Consider the following 25414-nt stretch of genomic DNA (forward strand, 5'->3'; position numbering starts at 1 on the left):
TTGTAGGAAATTAAACCAATTCCTTCTTTAGAAATTTAGCAGTGTAGCTCTTTTTGTCTTTAATAATTTGCTCTGGTGTGCCTTTAGCGACCACTTGTCCGCCTCCTTTTCCTCCTTCGTAGCCGATATCAATAATATAATCTACAGTTTTAATCACATCGAGATTGTGTTCTATAATTAAAACAGTATTGCCTTTATCAGCTAGTTTGTTTAGGACTTTCATGAGGACTCTAATATCTTCAAAGTGCAAACCTGTAGTAGGTTCATCTAAGATATAAAAAGTGTTTCCGGTATCACGTTTACTTAATTCTGTTGCTAATTTGATACGTTGGGCTTCACCACCAGAAAGTGTGGTAGATTGTTGCCCTAGTGTTATATAGCCTAAGCCAACATCTTTTATAGTCTTCAGCTTTCGGTGAATCTTTGGGATATTTTCAAAGAAATCTACAGCTTCTTCAATCGTCATGTTTAAGACATCACTGATGGATTTGCCTTTATAACGAATCTCTAAGGTTTCTCTATTAAAGCGCTTGCCTTGGCAGGTTTCGCACTCTACGTAAACGTCTGGTAAGAAATTCATTTCAATCACACGCAATCCACCTCCTTGACAGGTTTCACAACGGCCTCCTTTAACATTGAAACTAAAGCGTCCTGGTTTGTAACCACGAATCATAGCTTCGGGGATTTTTGCAAATAAACTTCTAATTTCATCAAAAGTTTTGGTGTAAGTGGCAGGATTACTTCGTGGAGTACGTCCTATTGGTGATTGGTTAATGTCAATCACTTTGTCTAAATGTTCTAACCCTTTGATACTTTTATAAGGCATTGGCACTTTAACTCCATTAAAATAATGGGCGTTAAGAATCGGGTAGAGGGTTTCGTTTATTAAGGTCGATTTACCACTTCCTGAAACGCCAGTAATACCAATCATTTGACCTAAGGGTAATTCTATGTCTACATTCTTTAAATTATTACCTGTACACCCTTTAAGAATTAGTTTTTTACCATTGCCTTTTCTGCGTTCTTTAGGTATTTCAATGGTCTTTTCACCATTAAGATAAGCTGCTGTAAGCGTGTGCTGGTTTAATAATTCTGTTGGTGTACCTTCACTGATTATTTCGCCACCATGTTTACCCGCAAAAGGTCCAATGTCAATGACATGGTCTGCGCGTTCTATCATGTCTTTATCGTGTTCAACGACTATCACAGAATTACCAACATCTCTCAATGAGATTAGTGAATTAATCAACTTTTCGTTATCGCGTTGGTGTAAACCAATACTAGGTTCGTCTAAGATATAAAGCACGCCTACTAGTTGTGATCCAATTTGTGTAGCTAGTCTTATACGTTGTGCTTCACCACCAGAAAGAGATTTAGAACTTCGGTTTAAGTTGAGATAGGTAAGACCTACATCGAGTAGAAACTGTACGCGACTTCTAATTTCTTTGATGATTTCGGCAGAGATTTGTTGTTGCTTGTTTGATAAACGGTCTATTAAACCATCTAACCATTCTCCTAGTTCAATCACATCCATTTTTACTAAGTCTGCAATACTTTTGCCATCGACTTTAAAATAAAGGGACTCTTTACGTAAGCGTGAGCCTTCACAAACAGGACATTCAATATTGTCCATGTATTCTTTAGCCCAGCGTGTTAAGGATGTTGAATCTGAATTGTACTGCGTTTCAATAAAATTAGCGACACCTTCAAAGTCTATTTTATAGTCTCTGGTAACACCTAGTAATTTACTTTCTACAGTGAATTTATCTTTTCCTCCGTAAAGGATGATTTGTTTGGCTTCTTCCGGAATGTCTTTCCAAGGGTCGTTTAAAGAGAACTCAAAGCGTTGTGCTATGGTTTCAAACTGTTTAAAAATCCAGCTTTTCTTTTGTGGTCCATGTGGTGCAAGCGCTCCATTTTTTATAGAAAGGGATTCATCTGGCACTAGTTTATTGGCGTTCACTACATACAATTCCCCAATACCATTACAGTTAGGACAAGCTCCTTTTGGTGAGTTAAAGGAGAAGTTATTAGGTTCTGGGTTAGGGTAAGAGATTCCCGAAGACGGACACATTAAATTCCGGCTAAAGAAACGCGGTTCGTTGGTGTCTTGATCAATCACCATCAATACATCTTCACCATGATACATGGCTGTATTGATGCTTTCCATTAGGCGTTTTTCATCGTTTTCTGTGTTATCAATCTTTAGTCTATCAATAACAATTTCGATATCGTGGGTTTTGTAACGGTCTAGTTTCATGCCCTTTTCGATATCTACAATTTCGCCATCGGTTCTTACTTTAACGAAGCCTTGTTTGGCGATTTGCTCAAATAATTCGCGATAATGTCCTTTACGTGAACGTATAACAGGTGATAATATATTAATACGTTTGCCAGCATAAGATTCTAAAATCAGGTTCTTAATTTGCTCATCGCTATAGCTAACCATTTGCTCTCCAGTTTCGTAACTGTAGGCATCTGCGGCTCTTGCGTACAATAAACGCAGAAAGTCATAAATCTCTGTAATGGTACCTACTGTAGAGCGTGGTGATTTGCTCGTGGTTTTTTGTTCTATAGCAATCACAGGAGAGAGGCCATCGATTTTATCTACATCCGGACGTTCTAAACTGCCTAAGAACTGCCTTGCGTATGCTGAAAAGGTTTCGATATAACGACGTTGCCCTTCTGCGTAAATAGTATCGAAAGCCAAGGACGACTTTCCACTACCAGACAAGCCTGTTATCACCACTAGTTTATCTCTAGGGATGGTAACGTCTATGTTTTTTAGGTTGTGAACGCGTGCTCCTTTTACTTCAATTGAATCGTTGAATTGGCTCATATATGGTTTTATCCTCCTGTTGTTTTTAGCAAAGTTGCAAAGGTACAAATTATGAATCTAATTTTATTGAAGCTTAAAATGATTTGAACTGATTTTGATAGAGTTGGTGGTATTGGGACGGCTTGGTGCGTCGTGGTCTTGTTTTGATGTAGGAAAAAACGCGGGTTCACCCGACTATGACCCGACTATGACCCGGCTTTGATGCGGTTATGACCTGGGTATGGTGTTTGGTTGTTGGTTTTGGGTTTTGGGTTTTAGAGCGGTTCTCGATACATTTTGTCTTTCTTCGTTTCACTTTGAAAGGCAAAACACTCGAACTGACGTTGGTGGTAGGAACTGACGTCGGTTTATATAACTGTTGTCGGTGGTATTTGGTTGGTGGTTATTGGTTCTCGATACATTTATGTATTCTTCGTTTCACTTAGAATACATAAACACTCGAACTGACGTACATGTAAATAACTGACGTGGTTGGTTGGTAGTGTTTGGTTTTATGTTGGTTCTCGATACATTTTGCCTTTCTTCGTTTCACTTTGAAAGGCAAAACACTCGAACTGACGTTGGTGGTAGGAACTGACGTAGGTTTATATAACTGTTGTCGGTGGTTTTTGGTTGTTTGTTTTAGGTTGGTGGTATTTGGTTTTTGGTTGGTTCTCGATACATTTATGTATTCTTCGTTTTACTTAGAATACATAAACACTCGAACTGACGTACATGTAAATAACTGACGTCGGTGGTTGGTTGGTGGTATTTGGTTGGTGGTTTTTGGTTGGTGGTTATTGGTTCTCGATACATTTATGTATTCTTCGTTTTACTTAGAATACATAAACACTCGAACTGACGTACATGTAAATAACTGACGTCGGTGGTTGGTTGGTGGTATTTGGTTGGTGGTTTTTGGTTGGTGGTTATTGGTTCTCGATACATTTATGTATTCTTCGTTTTACTTAGAATACATAAACACTCGAACTGACGTACATGTAAATAACTGACGTCGGTGGTTGGTTGGTGGTATTTGGTTGGTGGTTTTTGGTTGGTGGTTATTGGTTCTCGATACATTTATGTATTCTTCGTTTTACTTAGAATACATAAACACTCGAACTGACGTATATGTAAATAACTGACGTGGATGGTTATTAGATTGAAGTTGTTATTCTTTTGTTTTAAGACTGTCTGATTTTATTTGGTTGATGTCTTGTTGTAGGGTGTTTATTTTGTCTGAGGATTCACTTTCTCTTATGGCATCTTTACGTTTAGAGATGTCTTCTAATTCGTTAGTTATGACGCTGTTGTCTTGTGTGTCGTCATTAAGGTCCTTGGATTTTTTACCCACCTTAACGTTGAAATCATCACTGGTGCCTTCAATAACCACAGGAATCCCAATAAGTCCCAATGGTGGTAATCCAATACGCATTTTAAGACTAAGGTTACCCTCAAAATCGGTTTGCCCTTCGGCTCGTAATCTAAATGGACTCACTTTAAATTTAAAGCGTTCTATGTCTAACACATTATTGTTTACGGTAGAATTAATGGTGATCTCAGAGATTTTAGGATCGTTTAAGGCTTCAAATCCTGATTTTTCAGAGACTTTACCCATCAATTTATACCCCTCAAATTTAACATCGTGTACTTTCAACGTGCCTTTGCCTTTTAATGATGGCATTACTGGTAACATGGTTTCGTCTAATTGGCCTGCTATGTCGTAGTCTATAGACACAATGCCAGATGCTTGCGCTGCGGCAGGTGCCAGTTCTTTAAATAGCTCCATGCTGTTATAGCCTTTTTCAATATTTAATTGTTTGGCCTTTAAATTCAGAGAAAACAGGGCTGCTTTTAATGACGTTGGTTGGTAAAAACCTTCGATTTTAGCTGTGCCATCGACCATGTTTAAGGTGCTGTTTTTTAAGAATAGTCCTTGGTCTTTTAGTCCTAAATCTCCAGAAAGCTTTGTGATGATAAGGGCGTTGTAGTTTAAGCTATCGATGTTTACTTTAAGAGCGAGATCTACATTCTTTGGGATTTGCATCACACCACTTACTACATTTTCTACAGTACGTGTATTGGTGATACTATCTGTTTGCGCGGTTAACTGTTCTTCTTTTGGAAAAAATTCTGTGATATCTATTTTGGGAGCTTTTAGTTGTACATCTCCTTGCAATATGCCTTCAGATAATAAGGTATAATTGAGATAATTTTGAAAATACCCATCCATAACCACATCCGAAGATTGATGATTTACATTGACATTAGTAAAGGCCATTTTATCATTTAAAAACAAAAACTGTCCTTCACTTATCACTACAGGATATTGTAGCATATGGGTTGTAAAGGCTAGGTCTTTTAGGTTTAAAGTCCCACTATTCGCATTTTCACTTTGCGGCTTATTCACTTGTCCTTTTAAATGTGCGTCTGCCGTAAGTTGACCGTTTGTTATGGCAATTGGCAATGCTATCACTTTATTTAGAGCGGTGAAATCTATGGTGCCTTTCCCTTGGATATCGTATTCCGGTTGGTCAAAATTCTTGAAAAAAGCCGTACTGGTAAATTGATTATCGAGAAAGCTAAAGTTTAGGGCGTTAATAGTTAAGGTTGAAGCATCGTATGTTTCGCCTTTGTTTTCTATTATAGCATCTAATTGTATGTCTTTTATAGGTTCTGGATGTCCTGAAGTTTGCAGCGCACCATCGGTTAATTTCAATATGCCGTTGGTTTTAGGTAATTTAGATTTGAAGGGTTGGTACACACCATCACTAGTAATGTCTGCTACTAAAATACCTTTAAAACTAAAGTCTGGTAGATTTAAAGTTTGGTTAAGGATATTCAGGTTGAGATGTGATGTCATGTCTGACTTCACGTATAGGGAATCGGCTTTACCGTTGAGGTATGCGTGACCATGCGTCCGTTCGTCATTCAGTGTAAAATCTAAAGTATCTAGTTTTACATTAAACCGATTGTTAGTGATATTTCCTTTAAACTTTAGGTATAGGTTCTCTAGTGCTTCTGTGGCCTTGTTGTGTTTTACTTTGCCATTTACAATTGAGACCTCGAGATCCATCTTATCTACAGCAGCAGCTTCTGGTACTGTACCGGAGAAACCTGCCAATTCAAATTTAGCATCTAAATCTCCTTTCAATGTGACCTCTTTGGACCATTCGGCATATTTAGGAGGTAAGGCACTCATCACTTTTTCTAAGGAGCCATCTTCTGTTTTAAAGTGTAAATTGTAAGCTACTCCATTTTCAAACACATCGAGTTTGCCATTAAAATTCACTTTCAAATCATTTAAAGAAATGGTATTCTTGTCTAAGGCTACGGATAGGTTTTCGGAATCATAGATAGTGAAGGATTTGGCTTTTATTTTTTTGCCATTTAAATAATCGGTATGGTTAAAGGTGACATCTACACTGGTGATATCTAAGCGCGATCCCAATTCTAATTTGCCATCCACAATGCCACCTCTGCCATTGTAATTAAGACCTTGTGAGCTAATGGTTAAGCCATTGGCATTGTCTATGTAATGGATGGATGCATTGTCTAATTGCAAGCGTCTGAGGTTAAGATTTAAACCCGATGCTGTAGTGTCTTTTGCAACTGCAGTGGTATCCGTTGCTTTGTATACATCGTAATTTGTTCTGCCAAAGGCATCTTTAATGAGATAGATATTACAATCGGTGAGGTAGGTTTGGTTCACTACGACTTTATCTGAAAAGATCAGCTTGAATACATTGACTCCAAATCCTAATTCTTTGGCATTAATTAAGGTGTCTTTTTCAAAGGGTTTTGCACTGGCTAAACTGACGTCTTCAAATGAAAACGTTAATGCAGGGAAATGATTAAAGAATGAAATGTTAGAGTCTTTAAACTGCAGTTTGGTGGTGAGATTACTATTGATGCCTTTTTTTATTTCATTAGAAATGACATCATTAAAGATGGAAGGAATAGCGAATAGGCTTATAATGAGCAATCCTACTGCTGCTAAGGTCCATTTAAGTCCTTTTTTCCATCGGTTTTTATTTGCTTTTCCCATTAACGTGCTACTGACTTAAATGATTAAGCCGTCAAAATTAATCTTATTTTTAATGTGTGGTGTTTTAACTTCGTTAATTGTTTGTTAGTGTTTGGGTTTTTGGTTGGGTTTTAGAGCGGTTCTCGATACATTTTGTCTTTCTTCGTTTCACTTTGAAAGGCAAAACACTCGAACTGACGTCTGTGGTTATTACTGACGTACGTGGTTGGTGATTGGTTTTTGGTTGTTAGTTTTTGGTTTATTGGTTTTAGAGCGGTTCTCGATACATTTTGTCTTTCTTCGTTGCACTTTGAAAGACAAAACACTCGAACTGACGTACATGTTTATTACTGACGTCTGTGGTTGGGATTGACGTATCTGGTTATTGCTGATGTTGGCGGTTATTGCTGATGTTGGTGGGTTGGTGGTTGATTATTAGGTTTACCAATTAGCGAAAGAGATGCCTAGACCAACGGTGTTTTGATAATGGTTATAGTCTATAAGGGTTTCTCCGTAACCTGAGAAGAATTGTGCGTGCAGATTTAGGTTTTGGCTGATGGGATAGAGGTAGTTAAATTGAATGCTGCCATGATTATCCTTTAGTGCAAACGAATTGGTGCCAATAGCATAAAACGTATGTTGCTTGAGTTTGTAAATGGCGGTGACGCTACCTCTACCTATATAACTTGTGATTAATGGGTTTTCGTCTTCGCTGTCTGGTATTCTAATCCAAGGGGTAAGTAATAAGGTGAGGTTTTTGCTTTCCATAGCCAATTTAAATACCACTCTGTTCCAGCTTCGGGATCGTGGTAAGTCTCTACCGTTAGACTGATGATTAAAACTGACACTCGCCATTTTTATATTAAAGCCTGCAAAGGTTAGGTTTAGAGGGTAGGTGAAAATCAGTTCGGGTTCGTAATTGAGTTCTCTAAAGGCCCTTGAAATATCGGTGTTGAAAATCTGCCAATGTGCGACTTGGGTGTAGCCAATCCATAAATCGCCTTCGCCAAATAAAATTGATTCGGCTATTTTGGTTTTAAAACTCAACTGGAATTTGGCTTCTAGGCTGTTGTATTCAATTTCTTCGGTAACGGAATAGTCTGGATTTTCACTGTATGGTAATCTGTTAGGACTATCGGACCATCTAAAGGCGGCAATGTAAATGGGTTTGTAGGCTGTGATTTTAAACGTGCCTTGTTTGTTTTGCTTATCTAAATCCCAAACGGTTGCAATTGATTTGTAACGTGTTGGTTTATCTAAAAGTGTTTGCGCTTTCAAATTAAAACATACTAATAGTAGTAGCCACAAGCTTAGTATTGTTTTTGTCATGTTATAAGAGGTCTTAGAGGTCGCAAAGCTATTTTATAATTTTCAATTTATAGCGATGCATCCTTTTTTTTTAATCCTTGCACCATAGGACACTGCCGTACTCCAGATATTAATTGGTTTTTAACAACTTGTGTGTGGCTGTTTGCCCTTGACTGTTCTGTATGTGTATGACATAAAAACCAGAAGCTAATGTATTTACATCTAAACCTGCAGCTTGGGTTGTGAAGGTTTTAGTCATTACTGTTTTTCCTAAGGTATTTATAATTTGAATGTGATAGGTGTCCGAGGTTTTTAAATCTAGCGTCACGAAGCCGTTGGTAGGATTCGGGTATAAGGTACTCTCAGTTAACTGGTGTGTTGTGGTGCTTAGATTTTCATTTATAGAAAAGTCGGTGACTACCGGAAAATGGTCTGAGGCGTTAATGGTATCAAATTCGCCGAGGTTATATTGTATTAAGCGTTCTAAAGGCATCACTTCGGTTTGTAATACAAAGGATTTTTCAGCTGTTGCGACGTGATCTGAAAAAATGATGTAATCTAATTTGCCCGGAGGAAAGCCTTGGTCATCTGATCTCCAGGTGTAGCCCATTCTTTCATCGGCTTGCAAACAGTTTTGTTCTGTAAGATCTGTATTGTCCCAATCTAAAGGAGCGCCATTGCCATAGGTGGCAGTATCTTGTATGTCTCCTGTTTTTAAGGTAGTTAATTGTTGTGCGTAGCCTACTAAGTTTAAATCTCCAGAATATAAAAACGGAGTATTGGTTTCTAAGGTGATGTTGCCACCAGGTGCTTTGGCATCTAAGATAAACGCTGCGTATTGGTCGGCCTGATCTTGGCGAGCCGCATCCGCATCACAGCAATTTAAGTGCGCATTGGTAAATAGGAGGTTTGTAGGGTAGGAGTCTGGTAAATCGATGAGCACTGGGAATTGCCTTGTAAGGCTTTGCCATTGTTGCAGTATTTCCCATCGTGAGGCGGTAATGAGTCCACCTAGTTTTTCAACATACCAGCCTTGCTGAGTACCTGTAGGTAACCACACATCTAAAAGTGTTTTTACTGTATTTGTTGTGGTATCCCAACATTCCGTAAACCCTATAATATCTGGTTGAATGGTGGTTAGAATACTTCCAAAATGTTGGACTCTATTGGCATCATCTAGTCCATTAAATAAGGTGTTGTAAGCTAGAAGTCTAATATGTGTAGGGTTCGCTTTTGTAAGGTCTATAGGTGTGTACGGTGTTACAGGAGTCTCATCAAAGGTGTAAGACAAGGTGCTTCCAACGTTTGGAATTTTATCTGCATTAGCATCATTTTTTAATACTATTTTTATGGTTGAAGACGTAAACAATGGGTTAATGCCATCTGGTATTTGATGTCTGCCTATGGCGATTTCAAATTCGTTAGACGTTACTGTAGGAGCAGCTCTTAATTTGATACTCGACAAGCTCACTTGTGCATAAGGCTCTACATTATAATGCGCGAATAATTCTTTGAAAATAATCCCTAATTCAGACCCATAACCCTCTTGAATGTCATAGCCTGTACTGGCATTGTTGTCCGTGTCTATGAAGAGTCTTATTTGTTGCGTGATTAAATCGTCCGTTAAATCGAATTCTACATTCGCTTTCATTTTAATGAATAAGTACTCATCATCATTAGTGACTTGGAGCTCTAGCAAATCGATACCATTAAGGGATTCGCTGGTGTCTGTGTAAGTGGTTAAACTCGCGTTCCAATCGTCAAAAAGACCATCAATAGTGATTGCTGCAGACTGTGCCGTTATGGAGTAGGTGTTCAGTACTATTATGATGAAGCACAAAAGCTTAGATATGCGTCTCATTTGTTTTTTTAGTAAAGTTACTATTTTTATAGGTTTCTGCGCTGTTTTTTATGATTTGAATGTTTGTAAAAACTTGTGTCATCCGCATTTTTGCAGCTTCAATTTTATATCGTCTTCTACCGTTCTTTTTTTTCCTATTTTTCAATCCATAGCTCCGAGATTATTGTATCTTTATTCTACTAAAACAACAAAACTAAAACACATGAAAATTATTGGTATAGGCAAAAATTACGTGAATGACCTTTCAGAAATTAGCGCCATAAAAAACGGAGCACAAACTATATTTACGAAGCCAGAATCTACTTTGGTGACCGGTAACGCCAACATTCCATTTCCTAAGGTGACCAATCAATTGGCTTATGAGGTAGAGTTGGTGGCTAAAATAGGAAAGCAAGGCAAAGACATTGCGCTTGCTGATGCTGAATCTTACATTTCTGAAATCGCTGTAGGTATTGACTATACTGCTAAAGATGTGTTAGCGGCTAGTAGAGCAAATAAAGGCCCTTGGGCTTTGGCAAAAGGCTTTGATGGAGCGTCACCAATGTCAGCATTTCTTCCGATCTCAAAGTTTAGTGATTTAAGCAACATCAATTTCGATTTAAAAATTAACGGAGCGCCTACACAAATAGGGCATACCAGTCTTATGATTTATAATTTTGCTGAGATTATTGCTTATGTGTCTTCGTTTATGACCTTAGAGCCAGGTGATCTTATTTTTACAGGTACGCCAGCCAATGGAGCTGGTTTAAATGTTGTGGGAGATCATTTGCAAGCCTCTATTGAAGGAGACTTGTTGCTCGATTTTAAATTGGTGTAAACGCTATAAGTGAAAAAGAATTGGCAGGCTCGCCTTATGTTATTACGTAAGGCGCTAGCTGTACTGCAAGCTTTAGCGTCGCTTATTCGTTACGGTCTATTTTGATGTACGCGCGTATCACCAACACTGCCCAGATGATAATGCACACCGAGACAAAGATGGACAGCGAGAAAATGATTTCATTGGCCTCCATTGATGATCTGTTTTATAAAGATGACTACACCTAAAATAGTTGGTACCCAAAGTCCTATAAAGATGGCATGAAGCTCATCTCCGGTTAAGAACATATATTCCGCAACCACAATAATTAAAGCACATAATGCTAAAATAAAAAGGTTGAGCGCTCCTATTTTTTTTGTAAAATTCATTCGAGGTGGATTCATTAATAGGTTTAAATTTAATAAAATTTTATATTATTTTCTTATAAATGCGCCTTAAAGGAGTTTTATCTTTGTAAAAAAGCCTGTTGTTTATGTCTAAAGCCAAAAAACCAGATCAGATTGTATTTAATGAGCAAACGCAACGTTACGATGCGGCCTTAAAACCGTATGCGACTAATGTGGGTGCGCCAGCGATACAGGTTACGGATAATTCATCTTGGAAAACCCGAAATATCAACAAGGCGAATAAACAAATTAAAGCCAAGTATTTGGAGCTTAAGGCGGAGTACGAAAAAATGATGCTGTCGTTAGAGTACAATACCTTGGTGTATAATTCGCGTTACACGTTTGAGCCGCTTATTGGTGAGACGTATCATTTGTACAATGATAAACACCAGCAACCGTTTCTGTCTATTATAGCGCCATCGGATTGTAATTTTGATCACATTGGTAGCTTTTTACTTAATAGTGAATTGATTTGGGTGAAGGTTGAGGTTTAGTTGAACGGCACAATAGTCTACTTGTTTTTAGGCTATACACTTCATATGTAGCTTATTAAGGTCTTTTTATGGTATTATACAGAGAATTTTAACAGTTGGTCTAATTTAAAACCATGCTGTGCTTATATTTTATAACTTCCTAACAATTCCCTAAGTACCATATCCTTAACGGTACAGAATTAACATAATTCGTTGTTGATGCACGATAGTCATAGTACCCCATTTGGGCACGGTGTACTGTATTATAAATTCAACTTAAAACCAACGACTTATGTCATTAAAGATTTCTACTTGGAATATAAAACACGCCAAAGATTTAATTAAAGATCCACCCACACAAAACAGTCTCAATCGGAGGCAGCGCGTACAAACCACCATACAGCAGATTGATGCCGATATCCTCTTATTGGTAGAAGGGCCAAAAGGCGAAGCTGCTATTCTCGATTTTTGCGCTATAGTCTTACAAAACGCATGGATTCCTATTTTACTCAAAGGAGATAACGACCAAATTGGTGATCGCGACCGTGATTATGGCAATCATATGCGTGGCACCCAATGGTTATGGTATTTGGTAAAGCCTGCTATTGCTGCACGCTGTCGCTTGCAAGATCCGACGGTTTGGCAAGCCTTTATCACAGCCGATCGCTGGCAGGTGAATTATTGGGGTAAAATTATACCTGACGACCATAAGCATTACCGCCATCCGCAGGTACTGATTTACGAACTCGATAATGGGCAAGAGATTGAATGTATTGGAGTACACCTTAAATCTAAAATTAATTTAACCAGTATAAAGCGCGATGCCCAAGGCAATTTAGAAGGCGATTACTTAGAAACCGCACTAAAAGCCAGAGTGAAGTTAGCCACAGAAGCCCGAAACATTCGTCATTATATTACGGCTAAGTTCAACCAATTAGAAGCACCAGGTATGGTGTTGTTGGGAGATTGTAACGATGGGCCTGGGCAAGATTTTTTTGAAAGTCAGTACCTCTTTTTCGATCTCATTCAAAACCTACAAGGAGATGTGCTCTCAGCCGAAAGGTATTTTAACCATGCCCTTTTTGATTATAGCGCTGATTTGCGATGGACCTCTCGCTTTAGAGATCCCATTCTCAACATACCAGCCAGCCAAAACCCTTTGCTTATCGATCATATATTAATGAGTCAACCGCTGTGTAATGGTAGTTTTCCGCTTAAGGTGAACGCTAAATCCGGACTTGTAGAGCATGAGGTTTTTGAGCGTGCCAATGCGGGTTCTAATGCTAGTACGCGGACTAGCGATCATCGGCCTGTGTCTTTGACTTTGAGTGCGGCTGTTGTGGTTTGATTATAATAATACGTCACTTCGAGTGATTTTGGTTTTTTCCAGAATTGTATCGAGAAGCAAGTGTACCACAAAGCTTATAGTGAAGTATTACATATATAACGCACTTTAGCAAAACGATAACAGCTTTATACTCATGAAAAGGTAACGTATGCTGTGATGTTTGCTATTAAAGATGAATTATTAACCAAAACCAACCATGTTATGAAAAAATATTTACGAATCCTATTCTTAGGATCATTTTTAACAGGATATTCTCAAAATGATAATATTCCTTTTGCAATAAAGACATTCTTAAAGAGCGATCCTGGATGGAATCAACCATTCACATCACCTACATCGGATTATACGAAAAATGATGCAATTAAAAACAATTCAGATATAATTAAAGAGCTTTATAAACCTTTAGATGGCGCAAAAAATATGAGGGTATATAATAAGCGTTTAAAAATACTAACGGAAGGTTTCGCAGATGTGTTAAGTAATAACAGATTCGCTTCGCCATTGGTGGCTATGGGTAAAGAATACCTTTATCAAAAAGCAGAGGAATCTGTTGAAAGTAGAGTTAAGAATGAGAAAACTGCATTTAATAATAATATTAAAACTGCTTTTAATTCAAGTGTTACAAGAGAATTAAAGAACAATCCTGATTTAACTTATGAAGAAGCAGTTGATAATTTTTCCAAACAACTTAAGAGCTTTTCTACAAACTTAAATCCAGAGGATTACAGGATTTTATCACCTATTGTTGATCAACAAAGTATAAATTTCATAAAAGAAAATAGAGACTTCTTTGAACAAAAATTTGAAGAACAAAAACTAGATATTGATAATATAATTGCTAAAACTAAAGAAGAGTTGTCTAAAGAATTTGATTCGAAGATGCAGGATTTCAAAATTAGTGTAGATGACTTTGATAAAAAGTTACTTGAAGGTATAAAAGAAAACGCTGTTAGTTTGCAAAAGTTTAATCAAGAAGTTGAAAGTAAGTTTCAAAAATTGGATATGGACGTACAAGAAATGCGTACAGATATAAAGAATAATGAAAAGCAAATTATATTAAATAAAAAACAAATTGAAAGAAATAAAGATGATATAGTTCTTGTTAAAGAGTTGCAAATAGAAAATACTAAATTAATCAGTGAAAACTCATTTAAAATAGGAGTTATCACTGATGTTTTATATGATAATGCAGATACTAAAGGAAAAATTAAGATTCTCGATTTAAATTTCAAAGATGATACAAGTAATCCTGATTATTTAGAAACTAAAAGTACTTTAGAAAATATTAATTCAGTACAAAATATTCAAAGTTATCTAAGTGGTGCGGGCGATATTGTAGAGTTAGCAACTAATTTAGGGCTATCTAAACAAGATGCTGAAAATGCAAATCAAGCTATTGCTATTGGTAATGTAATTGCAAATGGAGCAATGGCTTATTTTACAGGTAATCCTATGGCAGGCATTCAAGCTGTTAACGGTGCCTTTGCTTTATTTGGAGAAGGGCAAGACTCTGACCCACAGTTTGATGCTATTATGGCTGAGTTTGCTCAAATTAATAAAAAGCTTGACGAGATAAATAAGAAGCTAGATGTAATTAATGATAATATTTTGGATTTAAGAAAGTTGAATGTAGACTTATACATAGAAAACCAAAAAAGATTCACGAAAATTGATGCAAAACTGATAACAATTGAAAATAAATTAGACAGGCTTACACAATTAATCTATTCAGATAATGAGGCTATCAAAATAACTAATGCATCACAATATAATCACCTTTGGGAAGCTATAAGAAATGCAACAACTCTTGAGGAGTTAAGAGATTTATACGAAAGTAGTCAAGAGGTAAAGGATATGGTGAAAATAGTATTTATTAATACTAAGAATAAAACTCTAATCAATAAAAAATTCTTACACTTTAATAGTTTTGATAAGAGTAATATATGGCAAGATAAAATTTACGATCCTATGTTGAGTTTGATTAGACAAGTTTATCCAAACATAAATGTCAATAATTTAGAATATTCAATTGTCAGCTTATCAGATAATATAATGATACCTAAATTAGACATTAAATACATTGAGGATAATATTTTCAAGCAAGACTTATCAGATAAGCTCGATATTTTAATATATCCTCAATCTATATTAACTTTAACTGAATTTACAGATTTACTTGAACCTTATTTATATTTCTACAAGTCAGAAATTGGAAATAATTTCAACATACCAAAAGTGATTACTATTAATCCTTCAATTAAGAATGAAAACACAAAAATAAAATTTGAAAATATACTTTTGGAAAATCGTAAAGCCATAGCTCAAACAAATGTAATATCTGGTGCTATTCTTTTGCCTTACTTCAAAAAACATATTTTAGAGAAAGATTTTAATTTGATACATAAAAAATACATTTATAATTTATTAATGTCTCAAAACGAATATCTAAAATTAAACCTTTCTAATTATTTAATTAATACAGAACTAACTTTAACATCTCAAATCGAGAAATTTTATGCTATCCTAAATGAAATAGATTTTGACAAAGCTATAAAATTAGTTGAAGAGGTGAATACTGATTTTAATTTTGAAAATTCTTTTTTTAAGTTAAACTTAGTTGGCGATAAACTCAATTTTAGAACAGTAATTACTATACATCCAATGAATATCAATGGTTTAGATATTACAAAAAATGTAATTAATTTACCTATACCACCTTTTGAATATATAATAGAAGAGAAAATTCTCTATCCAGAATATCTACAAGGTCTATTTGAGAATGAAAACCTACTTGTTAATAAGATAGCTAAATATGATATTATAAATAAAACAAGCAATAAACCAGAATATCAGAACTATATTAATTTAAACTAACCAATATGAAAAATTTCAAAACTATTTTGCTAGCGATAACAGTTTTCGCTCTATTGTCATTTACATTCAATAATTCGTCAAATTTTCAAGAAAACCTAGAAGATATTGGGATTATAAAACAATCCTTACTTAAACCAAATCAATTTAACAAAACTCAAAAAGGTACTTGGGTTTTGCTCAATGGTCAAGAAATCTATAAAGATTCTGAACTCTATAAACTTTTGGATGAAAATTTTGATTTAAATATTTTAACTAAAAAGAATGATAAATATTTTTTACCCAATGCTTCAGGAGCATTTATTAGAGCGAGTAATGTAAACGGAGAGGGTAAAGATCCTGACACCACACGAAAAGTTGGAAGTTTACAATTAGATGGTGTAAAAAAACACAACCACGGAGGTTGGGTAGGTGCAAGAGCAGATGGGAATCCAGATGGATCGACTGATACAAGAGGTGGAGATCAATCACCTGGAGGTAATGATCGTTTCCCGCACAATCCTAAAGTAATTGACAACTTTGGTATAGAAGAAACTAGACCAGTAAATATATCTTTATACACTTATATAAAAATATCGAACTAGATTATTAAATAAATATGGTATAATTCAAAGTAAATCGAGGTATTCCCTCGATTTCTTTGTTTCCACTATATCCTAATAAACATAAAAACGTAAACCGTTTTACGGTTAACCGTATAGATGTTAATAACCTTAAAATTACCTTTATAACTTTTTATTGTTTTTAGTTAGTTCTTTCTTTCCTTTTCATAAATTAGACAAATATTGACAAGTCTAAAAAAACCAATTATGCAATTTGGAGAATATTTAAAGAGCTTGCGTGAAGAACGACAATTACTGCAACGTGAAATTGCATCTATATTACAGATGGATATGGCACTACTTAGTAAAATTGAACGTGGTACACGTAAAGCAAGACGAGAACAAGTAATCGCTTTCGCAGAAGCCTATAACATCGACCCTAAAGAATTAGATAAACGTTGGTTAGTTGACCAAGTAATGGAAATTCTCAAAGACGAAGAGGACCCAAAAGGCATCCTAAAAGTAGCAGAAGAAGAAATAAAATATATTAAAAATAGTAACGCTAATAGCTAATATGACATTAATAGAAAAAGGAGTAGCAAAAGGATTAATTTCCTTTTCAGAAGACGGTAAATACGTACATTACATACATCAAGATAAAAGACGTAACTACACAAATCCAGAAGAACAAGTACAAACAGAATCATTCCTTAAATTGGTTTTGGATTATGGTTATCCAGTAGAACATATAGAACAATTCAAGACGGTTACAATGGCTTCTACAACTAAAGAAGCGGATATAATAGTCTATAATGATGAAGATCATACACAACCACATATTGTTGTTGAATGTAAGAAACCAGAGGTTTCTGAACTTGAATTTATCCAGGCTGTTGAACAAGCAGCAAGCTATGCTTATGCTTTATCAGGTACTATTAAATATCTTTGGGTAACGTCTCGTATAAAGGATGTAAGTTACCAAATTGATAAGGAAAGTAGCGTTAAACAAACGATTCCAGATATTCCAAGATTTGGTATTACCGATATTCAAAAATATAAGTATGCTAAAGGTGGTAAAAAGGAAGATGAAGAGGCAGGCAAAGATGAAGTAAAGCAAAAATACTTCGAACTTCACACCATAGGCGAGGATGAACTAACAAAACGTTTTAAACAAGCGCACAATGCACTTTGGGCAGGTGGAGAACTCAATCCTTCAGAGGCTTTTGATGAACTTGATAAGTTAATTTTTTGTAAGATATGGGATGAACGATTACCTCGTAAAAAAGGAGAACCTTACGATTTTCAGATATTTAATGAGCCTATTCCAAAAAACGCTACTAAAGAACAAAAAGAGAAGATAGAAGAAAAAATATCTATAGACCTTTTCAAACGTATCAAGGCATTATATGCGCAAGGGAAAGTGAAAGATCCAGAAGTATTTAAAGATGATATAAGATTAAATCACACTAAAGTAAGAACGGTAGTAGGCTATTTAGAAAACATTAATTTAAATGAAACAGATTTAGATAGTAAAGGAAAAGCATTTGAAACCTTTATGGGTTCATACTTTCGTGGTGACTTTGGACAATATTTTACACCACGTAACATCGTTAAGTTTATAGTGAACACATTACCTATTACAAATGACAGTAGAGTGTTAGATACTTCTTGTGGTAGTGGTGGTTTCTTATTATATGCATTAGATAAGGTAAGACAACAAGCTGGAGAATATTACAATGAAGGTTCTGTAGAGCATCATAGACATTGGCACGACTTTGCAGAAAAAAACTTATTTGGTATTGAGATAAATGAGCAAATTGCACGTACAGCAAAAATGAATATGATTATTCACGATGATGGCCATACAAATGTAATTGCATCAGATGGTTTACTAAATAGCGATGCTATGATTGCTAAGTCTGGTAATCAAGGATTCAAATACAACTCGTTTGATTTTATTATCACAAACCCACCATTTGGTTCTTCAGTAAAGTTGACCGAAAAAGCATACTTAAAAAACTATAGCTTAGGTAATAAAGATACCTCTTGGTTAGATCTTAAAAACTCAGGAGTAAAAAACAGAGCAAACCAAAGTACAGAAGTTCTATTCTTAGAACAATGTCATCATTTTTTAAATGAAGGTGGTTACCTCGCAGTAGTAATACCAGACGGTATTTTAACAAACAGTAGTTTACAATATGTACGTGATGAAATAGAAGAATGGTATCGCATTATTGCAGTAGTATCTATGCCACAAACAGCATTCGCACATACAGGTGCAGGAGTTAAAAGTTCCGTACTCTTTTTACGAAAATGGACAAAGAAGCAAACCGAAGAAATCAAACTTTTAAAGCGCACTATTCAGGACACTATTATTAAGGATAACGCTTACGCTATAAAGGTTAAAGCCATAAATACAGAGAAACTGAAAACCATTAAAGCGCATACAAGCTTTGTAAACAACACTGGCAAAACTGATAAAAAAGATATCGAGAAAACAGACGAGTTTAAGGATTGGAAAAAAGAAATCACAGCAGAGTATACTCAAAAAGTAAGTGATTTAAAAGACGAGTTGGAAGAAGAATTTATCATACGTAAGCAAAAACAACTCATAGATTACCCAATTTTTATGGCTATTGCAGAAGACATAGGTTATGATGCTACAGGACGACCTACTGGTAATAATGAACTGGATGTGATTGAAGAAGAATTAATAAGGTTTATAAGCCAAATAAACTAATTATTAATATGAACTATAGAGTAAAACAAAATCTCGATAATAGATTGTTTATAGTAAATCATAGTGATTTAGAAAATAGAATTGACCCTTCACCATACCATACGGAAAGGCAAGCGATAATTAATAAGCTTGAAAAGACTGGTAAACTTCATAAACTTAAAAATGTAGTAAATAATGCCAAATCAATTACTTCGGAAATATCGGAAAATGATATTTACATAGGATTAGAAAACATAAAGTCAAATACAGGAGAGTACATACCTACGAAGATCAAAGCTTCGATTAGTAGTGCAGGTATATTTAAGAAAGGACAAATATTATTTCCAAAACTAAGACCTTACTTGAATAAAGTTTATCTAGCAGAATTTGATGGAATATGCTCTACGGAGTTTCACATATTTGACTCAAAATCAAAACTTTCAAACGAATTCCTTGCAATTTACTTACGGTCAGATATAATTGTCAAGCAAACGAAACATTTGATGACTGGTAATACTTTACCTCGCTTACAAACTAATGATATTGATAATCTACCTGTTCCTGATGTATCAAAAGAAATACAGACAAGAATAATAAAAAATTATAACCAATCATTTAAACTAAAGCAAGAAAAAGAAAAACAAGCAAAAGAGCTTTTAGATAGTATTGATAATTACTTGTTTGATAAATTAGGGTTTAATGTCCCATTAGTTGATAGTTCAATTGAAAATAGAATGTTTCAAGTAACATCTAAAGATATAACAGGTAGTCGTTTTGATGCCTTCTATAACCAGCAAGAATATTATCTATTAGAGGAAGCAATCAATTCTGCTCATTATCTAAATGAACCACTTAGAAAAATAATTACCGGATTAAGTAATGGCGTAGAGATACGTTCATATTCAGACACTGGTTTTAGATACCTTAGAGTAAGCGATTTAAGTTCAAACGGTATAGTAGATAAAAATGCCAGATATGTAAATGTATCAGAAGTTCCATCTAAAATTAAATTAGATTATAATGATTTTTTAGTATCGCGTTCAGGCTCATTGGGTTTAGTGTCAGTTGTAGAAGATGAAATTATAAATAGTATTCTTTCATCGCATATTTTCAGAGTTAGTTTAAATACATCATTAATCAATCCATATTATTTACAGGCGTATTTAAGAAGCTACGTTGGTCAACGTTTAATATTTAGGAATAATAATGGTGGTGTTATTCCAGAATTAAATCAAACCGCTTTAAAAAGTATTCAAATCATTTTACCACCTATGGAATTGCAAAATGAGATTGCAAATTACATAATAGATTTAAGAGATAGAGCCAATAATTTAAAAGCCGAAGCTATTCAGGAGCTAAAGAACGCACAACAAGAAATAGAAAAAATAATTTTAGACAACAGAAATTAATTAATATGAAACAAAAAACAATAATAGTATCATCAGGTACAGCGAACATTGGTAAATCAATGACTTTATCACGATTAGGAAAGCAGTTAGTTGTTGCTGGCGCAACAACATCACATACATTTCCTAAAAAAGACTATCACGCTTATTTGCAATACAAAGGCATGAAAATAGGTGTTCAAACCTATGGAGATAGACAAGATTTAGTAAAAGATGGTTTAAATGCCTTTAATGCCAAAAGCTGTGATATTATAGCTATTGCATCAAAAGGTTACGGTGCAACAGTAAAAGCGATAGAATCATTTGCTTTAGCAAATGATTATCGAGTTATCTGGACATCACCATATCGTGTATTGGATGGTTCAATTACCGCAACTGATATAAAAGATTATTCCGCATCTCATCTTAAAATGATGGTTGATGACATTATTTCAAGTAGTCTTTAATGAATCCTTAACTAACAATAGAATGAGATATACTTTAGCAAGAGGAAATTCAGATTTTGGAAATAATTTTGATGAATATGAAGATATGCTTCAAAGGGTAAGTGATAGCGGTGAAGATGTGGATCGCGAAGCTTTTTTTAAAGCCTTACAACAAGATAAACGATTAGGTATGCACTACACACCTAATCAATTCTCGGCATTAATTGCTCACTCTATAACTACCCAACCCAAAACTATTTTAGATCCTTGCTGTGGTTTAGCAAACATATTATATTATTTAGAAAATTCTTTTGATAGTGCTGCAATAATAGGTATTGAAATCAATCAAAATGTTGCATCAATAGCACAGCTTTTGGTTCCGGATAGCAAAATTATTGCGGCCGATACATTCCAATATTCATTTAATGGAAAATATGATTTAATTGTTGGTAACATTCCGTTAGGGATGCGACTTAAAATAAACAACAAAAGTATTTCTTCTGAAGAAGCTTTTACACTTAAAACATTAGAGTTACTCAACGAAAAAGGTGAAGCCTTTTTAATAATGGGTGGCTCACCACTGACAGTTCCAAGAATGCAAGACACACGGGATGTTTTGATTCCACACATTAATAGCATTGTAAAATTACCCACACCAAAAAACTCATTTTCAGGAGTAGGTAGATATTTAATGCATCTGACAAAGACAGAGGTAGATGAAATTAACTTTGGTATCGTTGAAGATTTTAGAAAATTGAAAACAACTATAAACCAAAATACAACACTTTCAATCTCTAAAACAGAAATTAAAGACCGTTTAAACCCAGAGTTTTACATTAGTATCAATTCCAGTAACTATGATTTTTTAGATGAATTTGAAACTAAAAAGCTATCAGAATTGACTAACATACTTCGTGGAGCTTACATCCCAAGAGATGAAAAGAGAGAAACAGGTAAATTCTTATTATTAAAACCGTCAGAAATTAAAGATGGTAAACTGCAAATAAACGAACGCTCTTCATTTGTAGATGAAATAAAAAATCCAAACCATCAACGTTATATTGCCATACTAGGAGACATTGTAATATCAACAATGTTTAATCAAGCTAAAATTTACTGTATTACAGAAAATGATCCGCCAATCATTGTAACAAACAAATTAGTCATTTTAAGAGGTTCAGAAAATGAATATTTAAAGGTCTATTTTGAAACTGAAACTGGTAGAAAGATTTTCAATACACAGGCTAATGATTTATCAACAGGAATGCTAATTCCTAACCTGACGATGTCCAGTTTAAAGGAAATTCAAATCCCTATTTTTCCTATGGATAATTTAAGCCAATTGGGTGATACATCTATTGAGCATTCAACTCAAGAAGAGCTTGAAAATCTGCGAGAGCAAGTACAGTTTTATAAAGAACAGATAGAGCAAAAGGATCAAGCTGCAAAAAAGTATGAAGCATTTGAAGAAATACTTTTAAATCGATTTGATAAGATTGATAATCAACTTGTTCAAGTACATAAAAAATTAGATACCATTCTCGAAGCCATTAAAAACCTTCAAGATGATTTTCTAAAAATCAAAAATACCAATCGTGATGATGAAGAAAAGATATTTAGGTTATTAAAATCATTGGACAGAAGAATTAAAACGGTATTAGACGAGAAAAGAGAAACTATGGAAGAGTACGAGCAGATTACTCAAAGATGGCTAAGCCTTTGGGATGATCTACATCCCACTTCTCAAAAATTCTTGCCTTTAGCAGAATTTCTTTATGATGAATTATGCAATATTAAAGATGCAGATTTCTCACCTTTCATTTTACAATATTGTCGTACACTGGAAAATGAAATATTAATAAAACTCTTTCAAAAATATCATTTAGAAGGATTACAGGGAACAAATGTAAGTGAATTGGTTAGCTTCGATTTGAAGAATAAGACCAAAGCAGCAAAGTTTGCTTCTTATGTGAAGAAAAACAATGCTCACTATCCACTTGGAGATATGCATTGGATATTAAATTTACTAAAACCAACAGGAAGTACTTTTAAGAATAGTTTGCTTTTACAACATTTTAGGGAATTTGTAAGTACTTATTTTCAAGAAGAATTAACCAGTCAAAGTTTTTTAAATCAAGTTCAAACTATTCAACAAAACTACCGCAATAAAGCAGCACACGTAAGTGCTTTAGATTTAAAATCAGCCGAAGAATGTCGTGAACTTTTAAGGGATTGCCTTAACGAATTTCTGGAATTAAAAATTAAATCCACATCATGAGTAAAATAATAACATTCCAACGTAAACTAATAGGCAAAGATGGATAAGGGTAATTACTATAAAATTTTTAATAGTATAACTCTTATATTGTAAATTCCTTAGAGTATATAGTTGAAATATTAAATAAAATTAAAGAATTATAATATTCCATGAATTTATATCAACATTTAAATCAAAACCTAAAAGTTTTAAAAGAAAAACCTTTTAAACTTGAGAAGGACATTCAAAGTGTTTTCGAAAATAACTTAGAGACTATTATGGGCTTGCAGTTAGTTAAGTCAGAATTCTCAATTAAAAACAAACGTATAGATACTTTAGCTTATGATAAACAATCAAAAGCCTTTATAATAATAGAGTATAAGCGAAGTAAAAACATAAGTGTGGTAGACCAAGGGTTTACCTATTTAAGCTTAATGCTTGAAAATAAAGCAGATTTTATTGTTGAATACAATGAAACCTTAAAAGCGTCTTTAAAGCGTACAGATGTAGATTGGAGTCAAACACGCGTGGTTTTTGTATCTACTAGTTTTACGGAGAATCAAAAAACAGCAACGAACTTCAAAGATATTGCTATTGAGTTATGGGAAGTGAAACGCTATGAGAATAACTTAATAAGCGTAAATCAAATAAAGAAAAGTAAATCTGCAGAAAGTATAAAACCTATAACCTCTTCCAATAGAGACTTAGAAGCTGTTACCAGTGAAATTAAAGTATATACGGAAGAAGACCATACCATCAACAAAACAGATGAAATAATAGAATTATATGAAGTTTATAGAGATGCGATAGTAAATCTAGCCGATGATATTGATGTGGTACCTAAAAAAGATTATATAGCCTTCAAAAAAGACTCTAACATAGCCGATATTAGTATTCAGCGCAAAGGTTTAAAGTTTTGGATTAATCTAAAGAAAGGGCTATTAGAAGATCCAAAGGAATTAATGCGTGACGTTTCTAGTATAGGTCATTGGGGAAATGGCGATTATGAAGCAGTTGTAAAAGATACTGAAAACCTAGAATATATAATGAGCTTAATAAAGCAGGCTATTTAGATTTACGTTTTACACAATCTTCAAACAGATCTATTGCTCTTAATCTATTTGTTTCTTTATTAGTATGTTTAAGTAATAGATAGTTAATAGTTTTAATCCAATAGTCTTTTGAACAGGTTTTTGTGTTTTTTGCTTTTTGTTGTTTAATGCCCAAAGCATAGCGTGCCCAAGATAGAATACAAGGTGATAATTGTGTTGTTTTCATTTTATAATAAATTTAGTGATTAGTTTATTTTAAATAAATAAGAATATTCTTAAAATACCAAACTAACTAGCTTAATTTTAATGTTGTTTTTTGTTGTTGAGTGTTGCTTTTGCTATTTGAGCAATTACCAATAGATAGCTTCGTGCCTCGCAATGAAGAAAACAAAAGTAATCGAGTAAACATAAAAAGTCATTATACATAATCAAAAAGAACAAGCAATAAAAATCCCATACACTAAACACCCCTAAGAGCTTCGCTCGGTAGTTTCAAAATAAAATATATTTTATTTCTCATTAATCCTCAAGGGGACAATCCTACCATTAAACTTTTCATTACCATATAAATCAACCTCTTAAATCCAAGTAACTAGAGTATAACGTACTAAATATATCAAAGCCCATCAATCAAAGCCAAAAACAACCAAGCGTTCACCACCAAATTCCGACACAGTCGGAAGCAACGATTTTCAGAAATAAAGAGCCAGAGCTATAGTTAATCTACAAAATCAAGGATTGGAATCCAATTTTAATTAAGACCTTAAAATAACAATGTATCAGCGAATGGTGCTTTAGCGATTTCCTAACAAATCGTTTTGACTTTTTAGTTCGTTTTGTGTCAAGAACTGCAGAGCACATCATGAGTTTCAAAACAATAGAAAACGACGAATACAACTGCGAAGCACATCATGAGAACTTTAGTAAACAATAGAAGAGTACGAATAAAATGAACATGCAATAAAAATCCCGTATAGTAAACACCCCTCAAGTCCCCTCAAGGGGACAATCCTAACAATTCAACATATTTGTTTACAACCAACAACCAACAACTAATCACTACCAACTAAAATCTAAAAGCCAACAAACACGCAACACCCATAT

The 25414-nt window shown here is 34.5% G+C and carries 17 protein-coding genes; 11 read left to right on the forward strand and 6 right to left on the reverse strand.

Translation table 11 applies throughout. The features are described 5' to 3' along the window. Positions 1-10: 10 nt before the first annotated feature. From uvrA to ACJJVO_RS18500, 4 genes are all read right to left on the reverse strand, one after another. On the reverse strand, positions 11-2839 hold the full coding sequence (uvrA, locus tag ACJJVO_RS18485; RefSeq protein ID WP_405576824.1) for an excinuclease ABC subunit UvrA: 2829 nt from the start codon (positions 2837-2839) through the stop codon (positions 11-13). A gap of 1150 nt (positions 2840-3989) precedes the next feature. Then, the gene (locus tag ACJJVO_RS18490) at positions 3990-6866 is read right to left on the reverse strand and encodes an AsmA-like C-terminal region-containing protein (RefSeq protein WP_405576826.1); all 2877 of its coding nucleotides are present in this window, start codon (positions 6864-6866) and stop codon (positions 3990-3992) included. 420 nt (positions 6867-7286) lie between these two features. After that, a complete protein-coding gene (locus tag ACJJVO_RS18495) occupies positions 7287-8174 on the reverse strand; it encodes a phospholipase A (protein ID WP_405576828.1) in 888 nt (295 codons plus the stop codon). 109 nt (positions 8175-8283) lie between these two features. Next, entirely contained in the window at positions 8284-10014 is a 1731-nt protein-coding gene (locus ACJJVO_RS18500) for a T9SS type A sorting domain-containing protein (RefSeq protein WP_405576830.1), read from the reverse strand. Between the two features lie 202 nt (positions 10015-10216). Between ACJJVO_RS18500 and ACJJVO_RS18505 the strand changes: the two genes are divergently transcribed. Continuing rightward, positions 10217-10831, forward strand: coding sequence for a fumarylacetoacetate hydrolase family protein (locus ACJJVO_RS18505; RefSeq protein WP_405576832.1), 615 nt, complete (start codon positions 10217-10219; stop codon positions 10829-10831). A 179-nt stretch (positions 10832-11010) separates the two neighbouring features. On the opposite strand, the gene ACJJVO_RS18510 is transcribed toward ACJJVO_RS18505, so the two are convergent. After that, complete coding sequence (locus ACJJVO_RS18510; protein WP_405576834.1) at positions 11011-11214, reverse strand: hypothetical protein; 204 nt, start codon at positions 11212-11214, stop codon at positions 11011-11013. A gap of 89 nt (positions 11215-11303) precedes the next feature. On the opposite strand from ACJJVO_RS18510, the gene ACJJVO_RS18515 reads away from it, so the two are divergent. The 10 genes from ACJJVO_RS18515 (at position 11304) to ACJJVO_RS18560 (ending at position 24331) form a co-directional block, all read left to right on the forward strand. Continuing rightward, entirely contained in the window at positions 11304-11711 is a 408-nt protein-coding gene (locus ACJJVO_RS18515) for a DUF2452 domain-containing protein (protein ID WP_405576836.1), read from the forward strand. A gap of 271 nt (positions 11712-11982) precedes the next feature. Further along, positions 11983-13038: a hypothetical protein gene (locus ACJJVO_RS18520; protein WP_405576838.1), complete on the forward strand. Its 1056-nt coding sequence runs from the start codon at positions 11983-11985 to the stop codon at positions 13036-13038. Positions 13039-13239: 201 nt separating this feature from the next. Continuing rightward, the gene (locus ACJJVO_RS18525) at positions 13240-15912 is read left to right on the forward strand and encodes a hypothetical protein (protein WP_405576840.1); all 2673 of its coding nucleotides are present in this window, start codon (positions 13240-13242) and stop codon (positions 15910-15912) included. Positions 15913-15917: 5 nt separating this feature from the next. Next, positions 15918-16493, forward strand: a complete 576-nt coding sequence (locus ACJJVO_RS18530) for a hypothetical protein (RefSeq protein WP_405576842.1) — start codon at positions 15918-15920, stop codon at positions 16491-16493. A 225-nt stretch (positions 16494-16718) separates the two neighbouring features. Then, complete coding sequence (locus tag ACJJVO_RS18535) at positions 16719-17024, forward strand: helix-turn-helix domain-containing protein (protein ID WP_405576844.1); 306 nt, start codon at positions 16719-16721, stop codon at positions 17022-17024. A 1-nt stretch (position 17025) separates the two neighbouring features. After that, entirely contained in the window at positions 17026-19191 is a 2166-nt protein-coding gene (locus ACJJVO_RS18540) for a restriction endonuclease subunit M (RefSeq protein ID WP_405576846.1), read from the forward strand. Between the two features lie 8 nt (positions 19192-19199). Beyond that, positions 19200-20579, forward strand: a complete 1380-nt coding sequence (locus ACJJVO_RS18545; RefSeq protein WP_405576848.1) for a restriction endonuclease subunit S — start codon at positions 19200-19202, stop codon at positions 20577-20579. A gap of 5 nt (positions 20580-20584) precedes the next feature. Next, a complete protein-coding gene (locus tag ACJJVO_RS18550; protein WP_405576850.1) occupies positions 20585-21022 on the forward strand; it encodes a hypothetical protein in 438 nt (145 codons plus the stop codon). Beyond that, entirely contained in the window at positions 20997-23279 is a 2283-nt protein-coding gene (locus ACJJVO_RS18555; protein ID WP_405576852.1) for an N-6 DNA methylase, read from the forward strand. The genes ACJJVO_RS18550 and ACJJVO_RS18555 overlap by 26 nt, the downstream gene beginning before the upstream one ends. A 149-nt stretch (positions 23280-23428) precedes the next feature. After that, a complete protein-coding gene (locus tag ACJJVO_RS18560; protein WP_405576854.1) occupies positions 23429-24331 on the forward strand; it encodes a DUF5655 domain-containing protein in 903 nt (300 codons plus the stop codon). On the opposite strand, the gene ACJJVO_RS18565 is transcribed toward ACJJVO_RS18560, so the two are convergent. Beyond that, positions 24324-24536: a hypothetical protein gene (locus ACJJVO_RS18565; RefSeq protein WP_405576855.1), complete on the reverse strand. Its 213-nt coding sequence runs from the start codon at positions 24534-24536 to the stop codon at positions 24324-24326. The two genes, ACJJVO_RS18560 and ACJJVO_RS18565, sit on opposite strands and share 8 nt — an antisense overlap. Between the last annotated feature and the right edge of the window lie 878 nt (positions 24537-25414).

Origin of the sequence: Winogradskyella sp. Asnod2-B02-A (assembly GCF_045063645.1) — a bacterium.
In the GTDB taxonomy this organism is placed as follows: Bacteria; Bacteroidota; Bacteroidia; order Flavobacteriales; family Flavobacteriaceae; genus Winogradskyella.

What these genes read in the sequence shown, in the direction of transcription:
- uvrA (WP_405576824.1), bottom strand. Translation starts at nt 2,839, where the DNA reads ATGAGCCAATTCAACGATTCAATTGAAGTAAAAGGAGCACGCGTTCAC.
- ACJJVO_RS18490 (WP_405576826.1), bottom strand. Translation starts at nt 6,866, where the DNA reads ATGGGAAAAGCAAATAAAAACCGATGGAAAAAAGGACTTAAATGGACC.
- ACJJVO_RS18495 (WP_405576828.1), bottom strand. Translation starts at nt 8,174, where the DNA reads ATGACAAAAACAATACTAAGCTTGTGGCTACTACTATTAGTATGTTTT.
- ACJJVO_RS18500 (WP_405576830.1), bottom strand. Translation starts at nt 10,014, where the DNA reads ATGAGACGCATATCTAAGCTTTTGTGCTTCATCATAATAGTACTGAAC.
- ACJJVO_RS18505 (WP_405576832.1), top strand. Translation starts at nt 10,217, where the DNA reads ATGAAAATTATTGGTATAGGCAAAAATTACGTGAATGACCTTTCAGAA.
- ACJJVO_RS18510 (WP_405576834.1), bottom strand. Translation starts at nt 11,214, where the DNA reads ATGAATCCACCTCGAATGAATTTTACAAAAAAAATAGGAGCGCTCAAC.
- ACJJVO_RS18515 (WP_405576836.1), top strand. Translation starts at nt 11,304, where the DNA reads ATGTCTAAAGCCAAAAAACCAGATCAGATTGTATTTAATGAGCAAACG.
- ACJJVO_RS18520 (WP_405576838.1), top strand. Translation starts at nt 11,983, where the DNA reads ATGTCATTAAAGATTTCTACTTGGAATATAAAACACGCCAAAGATTTA.
- ACJJVO_RS18525 (WP_405576840.1), top strand. Translation starts at nt 13,240, where the DNA reads ATGAAAAAATATTTACGAATCCTATTCTTAGGATCATTTTTAACAGGA.
- ACJJVO_RS18530 (WP_405576842.1), top strand. Translation starts at nt 15,918, where the DNA reads ATGAAAAATTTCAAAACTATTTTGCTAGCGATAACAGTTTTCGCTCTA.
- ACJJVO_RS18535 (WP_405576844.1), top strand. Translation starts at nt 16,719, where the DNA reads ATGCAATTTGGAGAATATTTAAAGAGCTTGCGTGAAGAACGACAATTA.
- ACJJVO_RS18540 (WP_405576846.1), top strand. Translation starts at nt 17,026, where the DNA reads ATGACATTAATAGAAAAAGGAGTAGCAAAAGGATTAATTTCCTTTTCA.
- ACJJVO_RS18545 (WP_405576848.1), top strand. Translation starts at nt 19,200, where the DNA reads ATGAACTATAGAGTAAAACAAAATCTCGATAATAGATTGTTTATAGTA.
- ACJJVO_RS18550 (WP_405576850.1), top strand. Translation starts at nt 20,585, where the DNA reads ATGAAACAAAAAACAATAATAGTATCATCAGGTACAGCGAACATTGGT.
- ACJJVO_RS18555 (WP_405576852.1), top strand. Translation starts at nt 20,997, where the DNA reads ATGACATTATTTCAAGTAGTCTTTAATGAATCCTTAACTAACAATAGA.
- ACJJVO_RS18560 (WP_405576854.1), top strand. Translation starts at nt 23,429, where the DNA reads ATGAATTTATATCAACATTTAAATCAAAACCTAAAAGTTTTAAAAGAA.
- ACJJVO_RS18565 (WP_405576855.1), bottom strand. Translation starts at nt 24,536, where the DNA reads ATGAAAACAACACAATTATCACCTTGTATTCTATCTTGGGCACGCTAT.